This is a genomic window from Nonomuraea sp. N2-4H, from assembly GCF_045291505.1.
Lineage (GTDB): Bacteria > Actinomycetota > Actinomycetes > Streptosporangiales > Streptosporangiaceae > Nonomuraea > Nonomuraea fastidiosa.
In genome coordinates this window covers 225,704-242,296 of record NZ_CP147987.1, presented here as the reverse complement: position 1 = coordinate 242,296, position 16,593 = coordinate 225,704, and the positions used below count along the sequence as shown (strand labels likewise).

12 protein-coding genes, 1 tRNA gene and 1 pseudogene are annotated in these 16,593 nt (G+C 70.0%); 5 read left to right on the top strand and 9 right to left on the bottom strand.

Going from position 1 to position 16,593, the window contains the following annotated elements; all coding sequences use genetic code 11:
• Nucleotides 1-29: 29 nt before the first annotated feature.
• Entirely contained in the window at nucleotides 30-1,313 is a 1,284-nt protein-coding gene (locus WBK31_RS01080) for a sensor histidine kinase (protein WP_364058947.1), read from the bottom strand.
• A 284-nt stretch (nucleotides 1,314-1,597) separates the two neighbouring features.
• On the opposite strand from WBK31_RS01080, the gene WBK31_RS01075 reads away from it, so the two are divergent.
• Nucleotides 1,598-2,524 carry an alpha/beta hydrolase gene (locus tag WBK31_RS01075; RefSeq protein ID WP_364058950.1) on the top strand — a complete coding sequence of 309 codons (927 nt, stop codon included), beginning with the start codon at nucleotides 1,598-1,600 and terminating at the stop codon, nucleotides 2,522-2,524.
• A gap of 38 nt (nucleotides 2,525-2,562) precedes the next feature.
• Here the strand turns inward: WBK31_RS01075 and WBK31_RS01070 are convergent.
• Nucleotides 2,563-2,634 (bottom strand) — tRNA-Gln (locus WBK31_RS01070).
• A 164-nt stretch (nucleotides 2,635-2,798) separates the two neighbouring features.
• On the opposite strand from WBK31_RS01070, the pseudogene WBK31_RS01065 reads away from it, so the two are divergent.
• Nucleotides 2,799-4,768, top strand: a pseudogene (locus WBK31_RS01065) (M3 family metallopeptidase).
• 88 nt (nucleotides 4,769-4,856) lie between these two features.
• Here WBK31_RS01065 and gltX read toward each other — a convergent pair.
• Nucleotides 4,857-6,230, bottom strand: coding sequence for a glutamate--tRNA ligase (gltX, locus tag WBK31_RS01060; RefSeq protein WP_364058956.1), 1,374 nt, complete (start codon nucleotides 6,228-6,230; stop codon nucleotides 4,857-4,859).
• Entirely contained in the window at nucleotides 6,223-6,999 is a 777-nt protein-coding gene (locus WBK31_RS01055; protein WP_364058959.1) for a fumarylacetoacetate hydrolase family protein, read from the bottom strand. The genes gltX and WBK31_RS01055 overlap by 8 nt, the downstream gene beginning before the upstream one ends.
• 278 nt (nucleotides 7,000-7,277) lie before the next feature.
• Between WBK31_RS01055 and WBK31_RS01050 the strand changes: the two genes are divergently transcribed.
• On the top strand, nucleotides 7,278-7,637 hold the full coding sequence (locus WBK31_RS01050; protein ID WP_406674192.1) for an antibiotic biosynthesis monooxygenase family protein: 360 nt from the start codon (nucleotides 7,278-7,280) through the stop codon (nucleotides 7,635-7,637).
• Nucleotides 7,638-7,874: 237 nt separating this feature from the next.
• Here WBK31_RS01050 and WBK31_RS01045 read toward each other — a convergent pair whose 3' ends face one another.
• Entirely contained in the window at nucleotides 7,875-8,471 is a 597-nt protein-coding gene (locus WBK31_RS01045) for an HD domain-containing protein (RefSeq protein WP_406674191.1), read from the bottom strand.
• 281 nt (nucleotides 8,472-8,752) lie between these two features.
• On the opposite strand from WBK31_RS01045, the gene WBK31_RS01040 reads away from it, so the two are divergent.
• Nucleotides 8,753-10,309, top strand: a complete 1,557-nt coding sequence (locus tag WBK31_RS01040; protein WP_406674190.1) for a heparinase II/III family protein — start codon at nucleotides 8,753-8,755, stop codon at nucleotides 10,307-10,309.
• A gap of 163 nt (nucleotides 10,310-10,472) precedes the next feature.
• Here the strand turns inward: WBK31_RS01040 and cimA are convergent, their stop codons facing one another.
• Entirely contained in the window at nucleotides 10,473-12,047 is a 1,575-nt protein-coding gene (cimA, locus tag WBK31_RS01035; RefSeq protein WP_364058971.1) for a citramalate synthase, read from the bottom strand.
• 235 nt (nucleotides 12,048-12,282) lie between these two features.
• Nucleotides 12,283-12,927 (bottom strand): DsbA family protein, encoded by a 645-nt coding sequence (locus tag WBK31_RS01030; RefSeq protein WP_406674189.1) that lies wholly within the window; start codon nucleotides 12,925-12,927, stop codon nucleotides 12,283-12,285.
• 146 nt (nucleotides 12,928-13,073) lie between these two features.
• Between WBK31_RS01030 and WBK31_RS01025 the strand changes: the two genes are divergently transcribed.
• Nucleotides 13,074-14,057: an aldo/keto reductase gene (locus WBK31_RS01025; protein ID WP_406674188.1), complete on the top strand. Its 984-nt coding sequence runs from the start codon at nucleotides 13,074-13,076 to the stop codon at nucleotides 14,055-14,057.
• An 83-nt stretch (nucleotides 14,058-14,140) separates the two neighbouring features.
• On the opposite strand, the gene WBK31_RS01020 is transcribed toward WBK31_RS01025, so the two are convergent.
• On the bottom strand, nucleotides 14,141-15,238 hold the full coding sequence (locus tag WBK31_RS01020) for a branched-chain amino acid aminotransferase (RefSeq protein WP_364058980.1): 1,098 nt from the start codon (nucleotides 15,236-15,238) through the stop codon (nucleotides 14,141-14,143).
• A 121-nt stretch (nucleotides 15,239-15,359) separates the two neighbouring features.
• Nucleotides 15,360-16,529 carry a 3-isopropylmalate dehydrogenase gene (locus WBK31_RS01015; protein WP_406674187.1) on the bottom strand — a complete coding sequence of 390 codons (1,170 nt, stop codon included), beginning with the start codon at nucleotides 16,527-16,529 and terminating at the stop codon, nucleotides 15,360-15,362.
• Nucleotides 16,530-16,593 lie beyond the last annotated feature (64 nt).

The following is a 16,593-nucleotide window of genomic DNA, read 5'->3' as shown; positions in this document are numbered from 1 at the left end:
CCCGATGTGACGATTGTCGCAGCGTCCCGTCACCGGCCGCCGTCCGTTCCGTCAGGAGGCGGGATGGCGGGTACGGCGGCGGCGATCGCGGTGCCGGAGCCCGGCTCGGACTCGACGGTCAGCGTGCCGCCGACGCCGCCGGCCCGCTGCCGCATGCCGTCCAGGCCGAAGCCGTCAGATCGCCGCTGCGGCACGAACCCGCGCCCGTCGTCGCGGATGTCCAGAAGGACGAGTTCGTCGGTGTACGTCAAGGTGAGAGCCGTTCTGGTGGCCTGGGCGTGCTTGGCGACGTTGGCCAATGCCTCCTGGGCGATGCGGAACAGGGCGGACTCCACGTCGGGAGCCAGGGCGACAGGTGTGCCGGCGACCTCGAAGCGCAGGTTCACGCCCGACGTCTCGGCCCACGAGTCGGCCATGTGCCGCAGGGCCTGGGGCAGCTCGGTCGACTCCAAGGGCTCTGGACGCAGGGCGCTGATGGAGCGGCGGGTCTCGGCCAGGCCGCGGCGGGCCAGCTCGGCGGCCCTGTCGAGGTGCTCGCTGCCCGGTCCGGCGGCGGCGCGGGCGGCGTCGAGCTGGCCGATGAGGGCCACGAGGTCCTGGGCGAGCGTGTCGTGGATCTCCCCGGCAACGCGGTGCCGCTCGTCCAGCACGCCCGCCCGCCTGGCCTGGTCGAGGAGGCGGGCGTTCAGCTCGGCGTTCTCGTCCATGGCGGCGCGCAGGCGCTCCACGAGGCGGCGGCGTTTGTCGTGCTCGGCGGCGACGTACCAGCCCGCGGCCACCAGCGGCACGGCCACGCCGGCGAGCACCGTGAGCAGGGTGTCGCGGTCGCCGGGACCGGCCTGGGCGGCGACGCAGACGAGGGCGGTCAGCGTGACCCCGGCCATGACCAGGCGGGCCGGGAACATGCCGATCGCCAGCGGGTAGCCGATCGAGGCGAACACCACGAATCCCGGGGCCTTGAGCGTCAGCCCGGCGGCGATGGCCTGCAGGACGACGAAGTGGCCGACGACCAGTGCCCGCCGCCGTTCACGTACGGGATGAAGCCACGCGACGGGCGCCAGCCACACCGCCGCCAGCAGCGCCAGGAACGGCCACGGCACGCCCGCCCACGCCGCCGCCACCGGATCCGCCTCTCCAGGCCCTTGAGGGCGCTCCTGAGACGTCCAGATCGCGAGCGGGCCCGCCAGCCAGGACGGCAGACGTTCGGGAGTGCTCAAAGCCGGTGGGGCGCCGAGGACGGTCGCGAGCGAGCCGAGCGCGAGCAGGCCGTAGCCCAGCCCGGCGAAGATCCACCGCTCGCGGCCCTCCCCCACCGCCATCCTTCGCCCCCGCCAACGGCCCTCCCCCATCGTGATCCTCCGCCCGAGCCTCCGCCCCTCCGCCACCGTGTTCCTCCGCGTCCGCCCGCGGCCCTCCCCGACCGCCTGCGGCTCCCGCTCGTCGGCCGTCCCCCGAGCGGGCTGTCCGTGGCCGTTGTGGCTGGTCATGGTGTCGAGCCTGGCACAGCATCGACCGATCGGTGGATGGCCGGCGTCCACCGCTTCTGCGGCCGGTCAGGCGATGTGCGGCATGCCCCGCCGAGGCGAGCATCGAAGACATGAAGGACACGACTCGCAGAACGGTTCTCAAGCTCGCCGCCGCCGGTGCCGGGGCGGTGGCCGCAACGTCGGTGGCCCGGCCGAAGAAGGAGATCACCACGTACGTCTTCGTCAGCGGCTCGAACGGCGGCACCACGGCCGACTCCGAGCTGGTGCTGCGCGGCCACCGCACGGTCGGCGTGGACCTGCCGGGGCACGCGCTGGACGCGCAGTTCCACCGCGCCTACCAGGCGCCGCAGGACCTGAAGGCGCTGGCCACGCTCAAGTCGCCGATGGCGAAGGTGCGGCTGGAGGACTACGTGGAGGCGACGGTCAAGGTGGTGCGCCGGGTCGCCGAGTACGGGCCGGTGATCCTGGTGGGCGGCAGCCTGGGCGGCGCGACGATCACGAAGGTGGCCGACGAGGTGCCGGACCTGATCGACACGCTCGTGTACGACGCCGCGTACTGCTGCACCCGCCTGCGCTCCCCCAACGACTACGCCGCCGCCCCGGAGGGGCGGACGAGCCTGGCGGCGAGCCTGGTGGACGGCATCGTGGCGGACCCCACGGTGATCGGCGCGGTGCGCATCAACTGGCGCTCGGCGAACCCGAAGTTCCTGGACGCGGCCAAGAAGGCGTTCATGGCCGAGGGCGGCGAGGGCGAGTTCATGGCCCTGCTGAACGGGCTGCTGCCGGACGAGAGCATGCTCGTGCAGGGCGCCGACGCCCGCGGCCGGAAGGACAGGTGGGGCCGGGTGCGCCGGGTCTACATCCGCCACACCAAGGACCGGATGATCCCGATCGCGCTGCAGGACCGGATGATCAGGGAGGCGGACGCGGCCACGCCGGGCAACAGGTTCAAGGTTTTCACGGTGGCCACCTCGCACGCGCCGACAAGGCAGGCGTACAAGGAGATCTCCGAAATTCTGCATCGGTTGGCGAAATGAAAAAACGGACGTCTCACCGGGAGACATCCGTTCAGATGCTGGGGTACCAGGACTCGAACCTAGACTAACTGAACCAGAATCAGTCGTGCTGCCAATTACACCATACCCCACCGCTGCGATCTCCTCGCGGAGCGCGTTGGCGACGTCCGAAAGAATAGCCCAGCTCCGGGGCTAAGACCAAAACGAATCCTCCGGCCCGCTCTGCGCTGCCCCACCGGACCCCCGGACGTGCCAAGCTGAAGGGGACAAAACACCACGTGGAGGAGCCCAAGCGTTGGCCGAGAATCCGTTCTTCGCCCCAAGCGATCTGCCCTACGAGCTGCCGCCCTTCGCCGAGATCCGGGAAGAGCACTACCTGCCCGCCTTCGAGCGCGGCATGGCGGAGCAGCTCGAGGAGGTCGAAGCCATCGCCGGCAGCAGCGAGCCGCCGACGTTCGAGAACACGATCACCGCGCTCGAACGGTCGGGCAGGATCCTCGACCGCACGACCACGGTCTTCTTCAGCGTCGCCTCGTCCAACACCACGGACGGCATCATGGAGATCGAGAAGCAGATCTCCCCGCAGCTGACCCGGCACAGCGACGCGATCCTGCTCAACAGGCGGCTGTGGGAGCGCATCAAGCAGGTCACCACCGACGACCCCGAGGAGTCGTGGCTGCTGGAGAAGTACCGCCAGGACTTCATCAGGGCCGGCGCCGACCTGTCGGAGCCCCAGCAGGAGCGCCTGCGCGAGCTCAACGAGGAGCTGTCGCGGCTGTCCACCGAGTTCGCGCAGAGCCTGCTCAAGGCCACTACGGAGTCGGCCCTGGTCGTGACCGACCCCAAGGAGCTGGACGGGTTCGACGAGGCCAAGATCGAATCGCTGCGGAAGGACGACGGCACGTACGTCCTGCCGCTGCTGAACTTCACCGCCCAGCCGGGCCTGTCCCAGCTCACCGACCGTGACGTGCGCCGCCGCCTGTACGAGCTGAGCGTCGGCCGCGCCCCCGGCAACTTCGCGATCGCGGCCAAGATGGCGGCGCTGCGGGCCGAGCGGGCGGCGCTGCTCGGCTTCCCCAACCACGCCGCGTACGTGGTCGCCGACCAGACCGCCAAGACCGTCGAAGCGGTCGAGGAGATGCTCGGCCAGCTCGTCGGCCCGGCCATGCGCAACGCGAAGAAGGAGGCCGAGGCGCTGGCGGAGCAGGCCGGGTTCCCGATCGAGCCGTGGGACTGGCCGTACTACACCGAGAAGGTGCGCCAGGCCCGCTACGACTTCGACGACGCGGCCATGCGGCCGTACTTCGAGCTCAACCGCGTCTACCGCGACGGCGTGTTCTTCGCGGCGACCAAGCTGTACGGCATCACCTTCACCGAGCGGCCCGACCTCGGCGGCTACCACCCCGACGTGACCGTGTTCGAGGTGTCGAACGAGGACGGCAGCCCGCTCGGCCTGTTCGTGCTCGACCCGTACGCCCGGCCGAACAAGCGCGGCGGCGCGTGGATGAACAACCTGGTGGACCAGTCGTTCCTGTTCGGCACGAAGCCGGTCGTGATGAACAACCTCAACGTCACCAAGCCGGCCTGGGGCCGACGCTGCTGACGTACGACGAGGTGACCACCGCCTTCCACGAGTTCGGCCACGCGCTGCACGGGCTGTTCTCGCAGGTGCGCTACCCCCGCGTGTCGGGCACCAAGGTGCCGCGCGACTTCGTCGAGTACCCGTCGCAGGTCAACGAGATGTGGGCGACCTGGCCCGAGGTGCTGGCCAACTACGCCAAGCACCACGAGACGGGCGAGCCGATGCCGGCCGAGCTGGTCGAGAAGCTGAAGGCGGCCGAGACCTTCAACCAGGGCTTCAAGACCGTCGAATACCTGGCCGCCACGCTGCTCGACTGGGCCTGGCACAAGCTCGCGCCCGGCGAGACCGTGGAGGACCCCGAGGCGTTCGAGGCCGCAGCGCTGGAGGCCGCGGGGGTCGCGTACCCGTTGATCCGGCCGCGTTACCGGACCAACTACTTCGCGCACATCTTCTCCGGCGGCTACGCGGCCGGCGACTACTCCTACATCTGGAGCGAGGTGCTGGACGCCGAGAGCGTGGAGTGGTTCAAGGAGAACGGCGGGCTCACCCGGGCCAACGGCGACCACTTCCGCCGCGAGCTGCTGTCGAGGGGCGGCAGCCTCGACCCGCTGACGGCGTTCAAGAACTTCCGCGGGCGCGAGCCCGGCATCGGGCCGCTGCTCGCCCGCCGCGGCCTGGTCTAGAACGCGCCACGGCCGGTGCGGGGGTTCCGCCGCACCGGCCGTACGACGAGAGCCGTACTACGAGAGCCGTACTACGACAAAGGTGTGCTCAGCCGCGCAGGCGGGCCAGGGCGGCGCGCAGCCGCTCCTGCGTGCGCTCGCGGCCCAGCACCTCGATCGACTCGAACAGCGGCAGGCCGACCGTACGGCCGGTGACGGCCACGCGGACCGGCGCCTGCGCCTTGCCCAGCTTGAGCCCCTGGGCCGCGCCGACCTCCTCCAGCGCCTGCTTGAGCGACTCGGGGTCCCAGCTCACGGTCTCAAGCCGCTCGAGGTAGCCGGTGAGGATCTCCTCGGGGGCGTTCTTCATCGCCTTGTCCCACGACGCCTGGTCGAAGACGGGCTCGTCGAGGAAGAGGAAGTCGACGTTCTGCCGGATCTCCGACAGCACCGAGATGCGGGTCTGGGCCAGCGCGGCGACCTTGCTGAACAGCTCGCGGTCCCACGACGGGTCGAGGAAGGGCGCGCAGCGCTCCTCGAACGTCTCCAGCCGCAGCGCCCTGATGTACTCGCCGTTGAACGCGCGCAGCTTCTTCTCGTCGAAGAACGCGCTGGCGGAGTTGACGTTCTCCAGCCGGAACAGCGGCACCATCTCCGACCACGGCATGATCTCGCGGTCGTCGCCGGGGCCCCAGCCGAGCAGCATCAGGTAGTTGACCATCGCCTCGGCGAGGTAGCCCTCGTCGCGGTAGCTCTCCAGCGCCACCTTGTCGCGGCGCTTGGACAGCTTCTTGCGCTGCTCGTTGACGATGACCGGCAGATGGGCCCAGACCGGCGGGGTGGCGCCGAGCGCGGGCCACAGCAGCATCTGCTTGGCCGCGTTGCCGAGGTGCTCTTCGCCGCGTACGACGTGGGTGATGTTCTGGGTGATGTCATCGACCGCGTTGGCCAGCACGTAGAGGGGCGAGCCGTCGGAGCGGGCGATGACGAAGTCCTCCTGCGCCTCGTTGGGGAACTCGACGTTCCCGCGTACGAGGTCTTCCACGACCGTGACGCCCTCGTCGGGGGTGCGGAAGCGCACGGCGCCCTGCGTCAGGCCGCGCTCGCGGCAGTAGCCGTCGTAGCCGCGGTGCTCGGAGCCGGTGCGGGCGACCAGCGTCTCGCGGGTGCAGTCGCAGTAGTAGGCGCGGCCGTCGGCGAGCAGCTTGGCCACCGCCTCGCGGTGCTGCGGCTCGTACGCCGACTGGAAGTAGGGGCCTTCGAAGGCGGGGTTGGATCCGTTGATGCCGATCCAGTCGAGGGCGGAGATGATGCCCTCCGTCCACTCGGGACGGTTCCTCGACGCGTCGGTGTCCTCGATGCGCAGCACGAACCGGCCGCCCGACTGCAGGGCCAGCGCCCAGTTGAACAGCGCCGTACGCGCGCCGCCCACGTGAAACATGCCGGTTGGGGACGGCGCGAACCGCACCCGTACTTCAGTCACGGGAGACCACCTTGTTCGTGAGTGTGCCGATGCCTTCGATGCCGACGCTGACCTCGTCGCCGATCTGCAGGGGGCCGACGCCCGCCGGGGTGCCGGTCAGGATGACGTCGCCGGGGATCAGCGTCATGACCGCGCTGACGTACGCGACCAGCGCGGGGATGTCGTGAATGAGCTGGCTCGTACGGCCGCTCTGCCGGATCTCGCCGTTGACCGTGGTGGTCAGCGCGAGGTCGCTCGCGTCGAGATCGGTCTGGATCCACGGCCCGAGCGGGCAGAACGTGTCGAAGCCCTTGGCCCGGGTGAACTGCACGTCCTTCTTCTGCAGGTCGCGGGCCGTGACGTCGTTGGCGCACGTGTAGCCGAAGATGACGTCTTTGACGCGTTCGACCGGCACCTCGCGGCAGAGCCTGCCGATGACGACGGCCAGCTCGCCCTCATAGTCGACGCGGTCGGACAGCGACGTGGGGTAGGCGATGTTCTCGCCGTGACCGATCACCGAGGTGGACGGCTTCATGAAGATGAGCGGCTCTTCGGGCACCTCGTTGCCCAGCTCGGCCGCGTGCTCGGCGTAGTTTCTGCCGATGGCGACCACCTTGCTCGGCAGCATCGGGGCCAGCAGCTTCACCTGGGAGAGCGGGAACCGCTCGCCGGTGAACTGCACCTGGCCGAACGGGTGGCCGGAGATCGCGGAGACGAACTCCTCGCCTGGACCGCCCTCGACCACGCCGAACGAGACGCCTTCGCCTGTGGAGAACCTCGCTATACGCACCCGTCAAGGCTATCGCCGCCGCCGGAGGGGTCCGCCCACCTCGGGCGTTCGCTGCGCGTCGCGTCCCCTGAGCTGCGAAAGAGCCGCCACTCCGGTGGGTGCGCGACGCGCTGGGGCCTGACCGGGCACCGGAGGCGGCCCGCGTTAGCCTGGAGCCGCACCTGCGCCGCACCGTGCCGTGCGCTGAGTCGTTGCTGAGTCACTGCGCTGAGTCACTGGGCTGAGTCACTGGGCTGAGTCACTGCGCTGAGCCGTGCGCCGACGAGAGGGGACCTGCGATGTCCGTCGTGAAGATCAACGTGCTGACCGTGCCCGCCGAGATGCGCGAGGAGCTCGAACGCCGCTTCGCCGGCCGGGCCGGGATGGTGGAGGCCGCCGACGGGTTCGAGTGGTTCGAGCTGCTGCGCCCGGTCGACGGCACCGACCGATACCTCGTCTACACCCGCTGGCGCAGCGAGGAGGACTTCCAGAAGTGGCAGCAGGGCGAGGCGTTCCAGCGCGGCCACGCCCAGGCCGCCGGCGAGCGTCCCGCCGGCGCCGCCGGACACGGGCAGGGGCACGGTCATGGCGGCCCGGCCGCGACCGGCTCGGAGGTGTGGAGCTTCGAGGTGGTCGAGAACGCGGGCCCCAAGGCGTAGCCCGGCCCTTCGTCCGCGAACGCCCGGCCCCGGGCCACTCGCCCGCGAACGCCCGGCCCCGGGCCACTCGCCCGCGAACACCCGGCCCTGGGCCACTCGCCGCGAACCCCCGCTCCGGGCCACTCGCCCGCGAACCCCCGGCCCTGGGGCCCTCGCCGAGAGCCGAAAGCCGGGCGGGCCGAAAGCCGGGGCCCGAGGGCCGGGGCGAGCGCCAAGGGCCGGGGGCGGAGCCTGCGATCAGTCGTCGAGCGGGTTGCGGATGATCCGGTCCACGATGCCGTTGCGGACGAACCGGGCCGCGTAGCTCGACGGCTTGCGCGCGCCCTGGTCGGCGATGCAGACGCTGAACTCCTTCGCGATCTCCAGCCTCGGATAGCGCTCCAGCACCTCCGCGCGCACGCGGGCCGGGATCCTATCGGTGTCACGGCCCGAGATGTCCATGCCCGTGGACAGTTCGAGCAGGTGCCCTTCGGGGTCCTCGTCCACGGGCACCTCGTCCCACATGTGCCGGACGATGACCTCGGCGACCCGGTCGCGCCGCTCCGGCGACCAGCCGGCACCCGCGCAGAACGCCCAGGCCACGTGCCCGCCGGCCTCCTCGTACGGCACCGCGTGGCTGTCGTACTCGGCGGCCAGGCCGATGTCGTGCAGCATCGCCGCCACGTACAGCAGCTCCGCGTCGAAGGCGATGGCGTTGTCCTGGGCGTAGGCCGCCGCCCACAGGTAGGCACGTATGGAGTGGTTGAGCAGCGAGGGCGTGTGGTAGCGGGTGGCCACTTCGAGCGCGCCCCGGCACGCGGGCGTGTCGGGCATCACCAGGTCGTCGAGTTTCACATGGACCAGCATGCCCTGCCGGCCGGCCGCTGAGGATTGTGGCGGGGCATCGGGGACCTAACGAAACGGCCATTCGGCTTGCCCCTATGATCGTCGTTTCGAAAGCATGTCCCGCCCTCACCTTTTTGTCCCTGGAAGGAACTGGCGTGCGCCGGCTCGCGATACCTCTTGCCTTAACGCTCGTACTCGGTGCCTCGGTAAGCCCGGCACAGGCAGCGACGCAGACGGCGACGACGGCGGACACTACGGGGGGCACTACGGGGGGCGCGGCAGGCGACAAGGTGGCCCGCACCGCCGAGTGCCAGGGCGACTGGCTGCCCGCCACGCCGACCGCCGAGGACGTCATGAAGGGCGAGATCTCGCTGGTCGGGCTGCCCGCGTACAAGCTGGGCAAGAAGATCAAGTGGACGGCGAGCCCGTACCGCAACCGCTCCTGGGAGTACGTCTTCCAGTCGCTGCGCTGGATGGGCACGCTCGTCGTGGAGTACGAGAACACCGGCGAGCAGCGCTACCTCGACCGCGCCACCGAGATCGCCAAGGACTGGGTGGCGCGCAACAAGTACGGCGCCCGCGGCACCCCCTCGTACGTGTGGAAGGACCACCCGGTCTCGCTGCGCACCCAGCCGCTGCTCTGCCTGAGCAGGCATGTGAAGGCGAGCTGGCTGAAGGACAGCCTGGCCGTGCATGCCAAGCTCCTGGCGAACCCGCGGCTGTACAAGAAGGGCCACAACCACGGCATCGACCAGGACATCGCGCTCATGGGCATCGGCTGCCGCTACGGCCGTAAGGACTGGGCGAACCTGGCCGTCAAGCGGCTGACCGGCACCGTCAAGCTCGACGTGGACGCGCAGGGCGCGCTGATGGAGCAGGCGCCGCGCTACGCCGTCTACGTCTACGGCCGCCTCCAGGTCGCGATGAGCAATATGAAGGTGTGCGGCCGCAAGGTGCCCGGCACGATCTCGAAGCGGGCCGAGGCGCTGAAGGACTTCATCGCGCACGCCACCATGCCCAACGGCTACATGGTGCCGATCGGCGACGGCAGCGCGGAGACCGAGCCCAAGATGGAGACGGGCACGCCGAAGCAGAAGGTCAAGGCGTACCGGGCCGGTTACGTCTTCGGCCGCACCAAGTGGGACGAGCCCGAGTCGGCGTACTACTCGATCAGGTTCGGCCCAGGCATGAAGTGGCACGGCCACGAGGACCACCTGGGCGTCACCTACTACGCGCAGGGCCGCGACATCCTCATGGACGGCGGCTTCCACTCCTACGAGAAGAGCTCCTACCGCTACTGGACGCTCTCCCCCGAGGCGCACAACGTGCCGACCGTGGTGGGCGCCAAGTTCCGCCCGCGCACGGCGAGCAAGCTCGTCAAAACCTCGTACGGCAGCGACCGCCAGGCGTTCCGGCTGACCGACAAGGCGTACGGGGTGAGCAGGACCAGGTCGGTGCTGGTGAACCACGACGACGACCTGATGGCGGTCTACGACACGGCGTCGGGCGGCAAGAAGGTCCGCAACATCTGGCGCTTCGCCCCCTCGCTCAAGCTCGTCTCGAAGGAGCGCGGCAAGGTGGTGCTGGGCGACGGCAAGTTCAGGGTGACGCTGCTGCAGTTCACGGCGTCCTGCTCCCGGCTCGGCGGGCAGAAGGTCGAGCGGGGCGGCAAGCTCGGCTGGGTGTCGCCGACGTACCTGTCGAAGGAGCGGGCCAACGTGGTGGTCTCGCCGGCGGCGAAGTCGGTGCTGACGGTGATCGTGCCGGGCACGGACGCGCCCAAGGTGTCGTGCTCGGGCGGCAAGGTCAAGGTGAATGGGGTGTCGTTCTCGGCCAAGGTGCTTTAGAGGCCGAGCACCGACGAGACCGAGCCCTATGAGACCGGGCCCACCAGACCGGGCCCCACCAGACCGGGCCCTACGAGATCGGGCCCTACGAGATCGGGCCCTACGAGATCGGGCGCTGTTGGACCGGGCCCCCTTCGCGGGGGCCCGATGCCGAAAGAGCCGGTCAGCAGTCGTGACCGGCGCGCAGCAGCCCGTACGTGACCGCCTGCTCCAGCGCCTGCCAGGAGGCGTCGATGATGTTCTCCGCCACCCCGACCGTGGCCCATTCGGAGACGTCGTCGCTTGAGGTGATGAGGACGCGGGTGACGGCGTCGGTGCCGTGAGTGCCCTCCAGGATGCGGACCTTGTAGTCGACCAGCTCCAGCTTGGCCAGCTCGGGGTAGAGCCGTTCGAGCGCGAGGCGTACGGCCTTGTCGAGGGCGTTGACGGGGCCGTTGCCCTCGCCGGTGGCGACGATGCGCTCGCCCTTGGCGTGGAGCTTGACGGTGGCCTCGCTGACCAGCTCGCCGCCCTTGGTGCGCTCGACGATGACCCGCCACGACTCGACCTCGAAGTGGCGCTTGCGCTCGCCCTCGACGGTGTCGCGCAGCAGCAGCTCGAAGGAGGCGTCGGCGGCCTCGAACGTGAAGCCGCGGGCCTCGAGGTCCTTGACCCGCTCGACGAGCGTCTTGGTGTCGTCGGGGGTCAGCTCGTAGCCCAGCTCGCGGCCCTTCAGCTCGACGGAGGCGCGACCGGCCATGTCGGAGACGAGCATGCGCATGTCGTTGCCGACCAGGGCCGGGTCGATGTGCTGGTAGAGGTTGGGATCGACCTTGATGGCGCTGGCGTGCAGGCCGGCCTTGTGGGCGAAGGCGGAGGTGCCGACGTACGGGGCGTGGGAGTTGGGGGTGACGTTGGTCACCTCGGTGATGGCGTGCGCGATGCGGGTCATCTCGGCCAGCGACTGCTCGGGCACGAGGTCGTAGCCGCGCTTGAGCTGGAGGTTGGCGACGACGGTGAAGAGGTTGGCGTTGCCGGAGCGCTCGCCGTAACCGTTGGCGCAGCCCTGTACGTGGGTGGCGCCCGCCTTGACCGCGGCCAGGGTGTTGGCGACGGCGCAGCCGGTGTCGTCGTGGCAGTGGATGCCGACCCTGGCGCTGGTCTGCACGGCCTCGTGCACGATCTCGGCCAGCTCGTCGGGCAGCATGCCGCCGTTGGTGTCGCACAGGGCGATGACGTCGGCCCCGGCTTCGGCGGCGGTCCTGACGACCTCCAGCGCGTACGCTGGGTTGGACTTGTAGCCGTCGAAGAAGTGCTCGGCGTCGAGGAAGACGCGCTGACCCTCCGCACGAAGGTGAGTGACCGTATCGCGGATCATCGCGAGGTTCTCCTGGAGAGTCGTGCGGAGGGCCAGCTCCACGTGCCGGTCGTGGCTCTTGGCGACAAGGGTCACGACCGGCGCGCCGGATTCGCGCAAGGCGGCCACCAGAGGGTCGTCCGCGGCCTTCACGCCTGCCCGGCGGGTCGCGCCGAACGCGGCGAGTTGCGCGTGCTTCAGGTCCAGCTCTGTTCGAGCGCGCCTGAAGAACTCGGTGTCCTTGGGGTTGGCGCCCGGCCAGCCCCCTTCGATGAAGCCGACGCCCAGGCTGTCCAGGTGACGTGCGACGGCGAGCTTGTCGGCGACGGTGAGGTTGAGCCCTTCCTGCTGTGCGCCGTCGCGTAGCGTCGTGTCGTAGACGTGGAAGCGGTCGTCGGCCATGAGTCTCTTCTCTCTGCGGGTGCTTCTCTGTCGAGGGCGAGGGGTCGGTTGTCCGGGAAAACAAAAAGACCCCTCACGGACGTGAGAGGTCTGCGCGCTGGCGGTGTCCCGTTTCAGCCAGCGCGCCTGCCGATAATGAGCAGACCGTAGAACATGGTGCCGTCCAGTGTGCCACATGGATTCACCATCTGGCACACCGATCTCACTCCTTGGGACACGGCAGGGAGGGGGACGGTCACACCCGGACGCCGCCACCGTCCGTGATCAGACGCTCCAGCGCGACCGGGTCGAAGACCTCGCCGCCCAGGATCCGGCCGTCGAGCAGCACGGTCGGCGTGCCCTCCAGCGGGATCTTGGCCGTCTCCGCCAGGTGCTCGTCCGCGTACGTCTGCGACTCCACGCACGCGTCCACCGAGGCGCCCGCCTTCCTCGCCGCCGCCACGAGCTCCTCCACCGTGAAGCCCGAGGCCACGCCGTGCGGGGCGGGCTGCATGGCGTACAGGGCGTCTCTGAAGGCCAGCCAGTTCTGCTCCGGCACGCAGCGCGCGGCCGCGGCGGCACGGATGGAGTTGGACCGCATCGGCTCGTCACGGAAGATCGTCACCGCGTGGAAGACGACCTTCACCTTGCCCTCCCTGGCCAGGCGCTGGATCGTCGCGTCGACCCTGTTGTGCATGTCCTTGCACACCGGGCAGTCGAAATCCTCGAACACGTCGAGCACCGGGGCGTCGCTGCCCAGGTCCGCCAGGATCATCGAGCCGTCCGCCTGCCTGGTCAGCTCCACCCCGTCGGACGACACGCCGGGCCGGGCGAAGGCCAGCACCCCGAGTACGGCGATCGCCGCGAAGGCCGCCGCTACCGCCATCAACCGCTTCTTCATGAGCCCACTCTCACCTTTATTCGATCGCGCAGACCCTACCGGAAGCGGTGACAACGCCCATCACACGCGTAGCCGGTCGGCGCGGCGGGCAGTGTGGTTCTCAGGGGTCGTCCTCAGGGGACACGGCAGGTGTGCAAGGGGGGATCATGCGGTACGTGACACTCGGCCGCGACGGGCCGGCGGTCTCGGCGCTGGGCTTCGGCGCGATGACGCTGGCGCCCAGGGTCTACGGCGACGTGAGCGAGCCTGAGGCCACGCAGGCGCTCCTGGCCGCCCTGGATGCGGGCGTCACGTTCGTCGACACCGCCGACATCTACGGCGCCGGGCACAGCGAGACCCTGATCGGGCGGGTGCTGCGGGGCCGGCGGGACGAGGTGGTGCTGGCCACGAAGTTCGGCGGCAACTCCGACGAGCAGGGCAGGCTGGTGCCGGGCATGGGCCGGCCCGAGTACGTACGCAGGGCGCTGGAGGCCAGCCTCGACCGCCTCCGTACCGATCATGTGGATCTGTACTATCTGCACAGGCTCGACCCCACGACGCCGATCGAGGAGACGATGGGCGCGCTGGCCGAGCTGGTGCAGGCAGGGTCGATCCGCTACATCGGCCTGTCGGAGGTGTCGGCGCGGACGCTGCGCCGCGCCTGCGCCGTCCATCAGGTCACCGCCCTGCAGAGCGAGTACTCGCTGTTCCACCGCTACCCGGAGCAGGACGTCATCCCGGCCTGCGACGAGCTGGGTGTGGGGTTCGTCGCCTACAGCCCGCTCGGGCGCGGCCTGCTCGGCGGCGCGATCCGCGGCCGGGACTCGCTGGAGGACGGCGACTGGCGCAGGGGCAACCCGCGCTTCGCCGAGGGCAACGTGGACCGCAACGTGGAGCTGGCCGACGCCGTGGCGGGCTTCGCGGCCGAGCTGGAGCTGCCGGTGGCGCAGCTCGCGCTGGCCTGGCTCGTGCGCCGCGGGACCGTGCCGATCCCGGGGACCCGCCGGGCGGAGAACGCGCGGTCCAACGCCGCGGCCGCCGACGTCTTCCTCGATGAGGAGACGGTGCGGCGGCTCGAGGCGCTGGTGCCGCCGGGCGCGGTGGCCGGTGAGCGGGGGAACGCCGCCTACCTGGCCAACCTCGGCACCTGACGCCGCACGCGGAGACGTCGCCCTGGCCGGCCCCGCCACCTCGCCGGGCTCGGTGCTCGCCGGCCGCGCCGGCCGCCGGGGGTTCAGGCGATCTTGTGGATCCAGTTGTGGGTGTCGGGGCGGGCGCCGTACTGGATGCCGACCAGCTCCTCGCGCACCCGCATGGTGATCGGGCCAGGGGTGCCGTCGCCGACCGTCCAGGAGCGGTCGGCGCCCTTGACCGAGCCGACCGGCGTCACCACGGCCGCGGTGCCGCAGGCGAACACCTCGGTCAGCTCGCCGCTCTCGCAGCCGGCCTGCCACTCGTCCACGCTGATCAGCCGCTCCTCGGTCTCCAGGCCGAGGTCGCCGGCGAGCTGGAGGATCGAGTCACGGGTGATGCCGGGCAGCAGCGTGCCGGTGAGCGCGGGGGTGACGAGCTTGCCGCCGATGACGAAGAACAGGTTCATCCCGCCCATCTCCTCGACGTAGCGGTGCTCGTGCGCGTCGAGCCAGACGACCTGGTCGCAGCCGTTCTCGACGGCCTGCCGCTGCGCCACGAAGGCCGCGGCGTAGTTGCCGCCGCACTTGGCGAAGCCGGTGCCGCCGGGCGCGGCCCTGGTGTACTCGGTGGACAGCCAGACGGAGACGGGCTTGATGCCGCCGGTGAAGTAGGAGGCCGCGGGCGAGGCGATGACCATGTACCGGTAGGTCTTCGACGGCCAGTTGACGCCCAGCCCGACCTGCGTGGCGATCATGAAGGGGCGCAGGTAGAGGCTGTGCCCCTCGGTGGTGGGCACCCACTCTTTGTCGGTGTCGACGAGCAGCTCGAGCGACTCGACGAACGTCTCCTCCGGCAGCTCGGGCATGGCCATGCGCTGGGCCGAGCGGTTGAAGCGGCGGGCGTTGGCGTACGGGCGGAACATCACGATCGAGCCGCCCGCCTGCCGGTACGCCTTGAGGCCCTCGAACAGTTCCTGGGCGTAGTGGAAGACCGCAGTGGCGGGGTCGAGGGTGAGCGGCCCGTACGGCGTGAGCCGCGCGTCGTGCCAGCCCCGGCCCTCGGTGTAGTCGATCGAGACCATGTGATCGGTGAAGATCTGCCCGAAACCCGGGTTCGCCAGTACCTGCTCCCGCTCGGCCGCGGTGCGAGCGTGGTCGGATAGCTGCACGTCGAAGCTGAGCTTCTGAGCGACGGTCATGACGACGATCCTTCTCTCTGCGATCTACCGAAATCTAACGGAACTGCCCGCCGGCTGCGGTTCTGCGCGGCCGCCGCAGGGCGGCCGTGCCGGAAGGCAGTCCGTCCTTCCTATTGTCTCGCTATATGGGATGGCAAGGGGTCAATGGTGCATTAAGCGCACTTCCCCCTGGTGCTGGGGACACCAAAAAGCGCCCGGCAGTCCTCCTAGGGCCGCCGGGCGCTCGTGAATCGGCTAGGCGACCCTCGCCGGCTACTCGCGCGGTGATGTCGTCGCCGATCTGCTGCGTGCTGCGCGGGGCGGCACCCTCAGCACGCGCCGCGATGTCGGCGGCGACGGCCTGCTCCACCTTGGCCGCCTCGGCGCTCAGGCCGAGGTGGTCGAGGAGCATGGCGACGGACAGGATGGTCGCGGTCGGGTCGGCCTTGCCCTGGCCGGCGATGTCGGGCGCACTGCCGTGGACGGGCTCGAACATGCTGGGCGCGGCGCCGGTGGGGTTGATGTTGCCGCTGGCGGCCAGGCCGATGCCGCCCGCGATGGCGGCGCCGAGGTCGGTGATGATGTCGCCGAAGAGGTTGTCGGTGACCACCACGTCGAAGCGCTCGGGCTGGGTGACGAAGAACATCGAGGCGGCGTCGATGTGGGAGTAGTCGACGCTGACCTCGGGGTATTCGGCGGCCACGCGGTTGACCGTACGCTGCCACAGGTCGCCCGCGTAGGTGAGGACGTTCGTCTTGTGGACGAGCGTGAGCTTCTTGCGGGGGCGCGACTGCGCCTTGTCGAAGGCGTAGCGCACCACGCGCTCGACGCCGTAGGCGGTGTTGAGCGACTCCTGGGTGGCGATCTCGTGCGGGGTGCCGCGCCGCATGGCGCCGCCGGTGCCGGCGTAGAGGCCCTCGGTGCCCTCGCGGACGACGATCATGTCGATGTTCTCGGGCGGCGTGTCGGCCAGCGGGGTGCGCACACCGGGGAACAGCTTGACCGGACGCAGGTTGACGTAGTGGTCGAACTCGAACCGCAGCCGAAGCAGCAGGTCGCGCTCCAGGATGCCGGGCGGCACGCTGGGGTCACCGACGGCGCCGAGCAGGATGGCGTCGTAGCCGCGCAGCTCCTGGAGCACCGAGTCGGGCAACGTCTCGCCGGTGCGGTGATAGCGTGCGGCGCCCAGGTCATAGTGGGTGGGCTCGATCTTCGTGCCCACCGCCTCCAGGACCTTGAGTCCTTCTGCGACGACCTCGGTGCCGATGCCGTCACCGGGGATGACAGCCAAGCGGATGTTACGCGACTCCATGGGCGGTACCTTACCGGCTCGTCTCGACTGACGAACACATCATCTCACTGTCCGGACGTCCGAT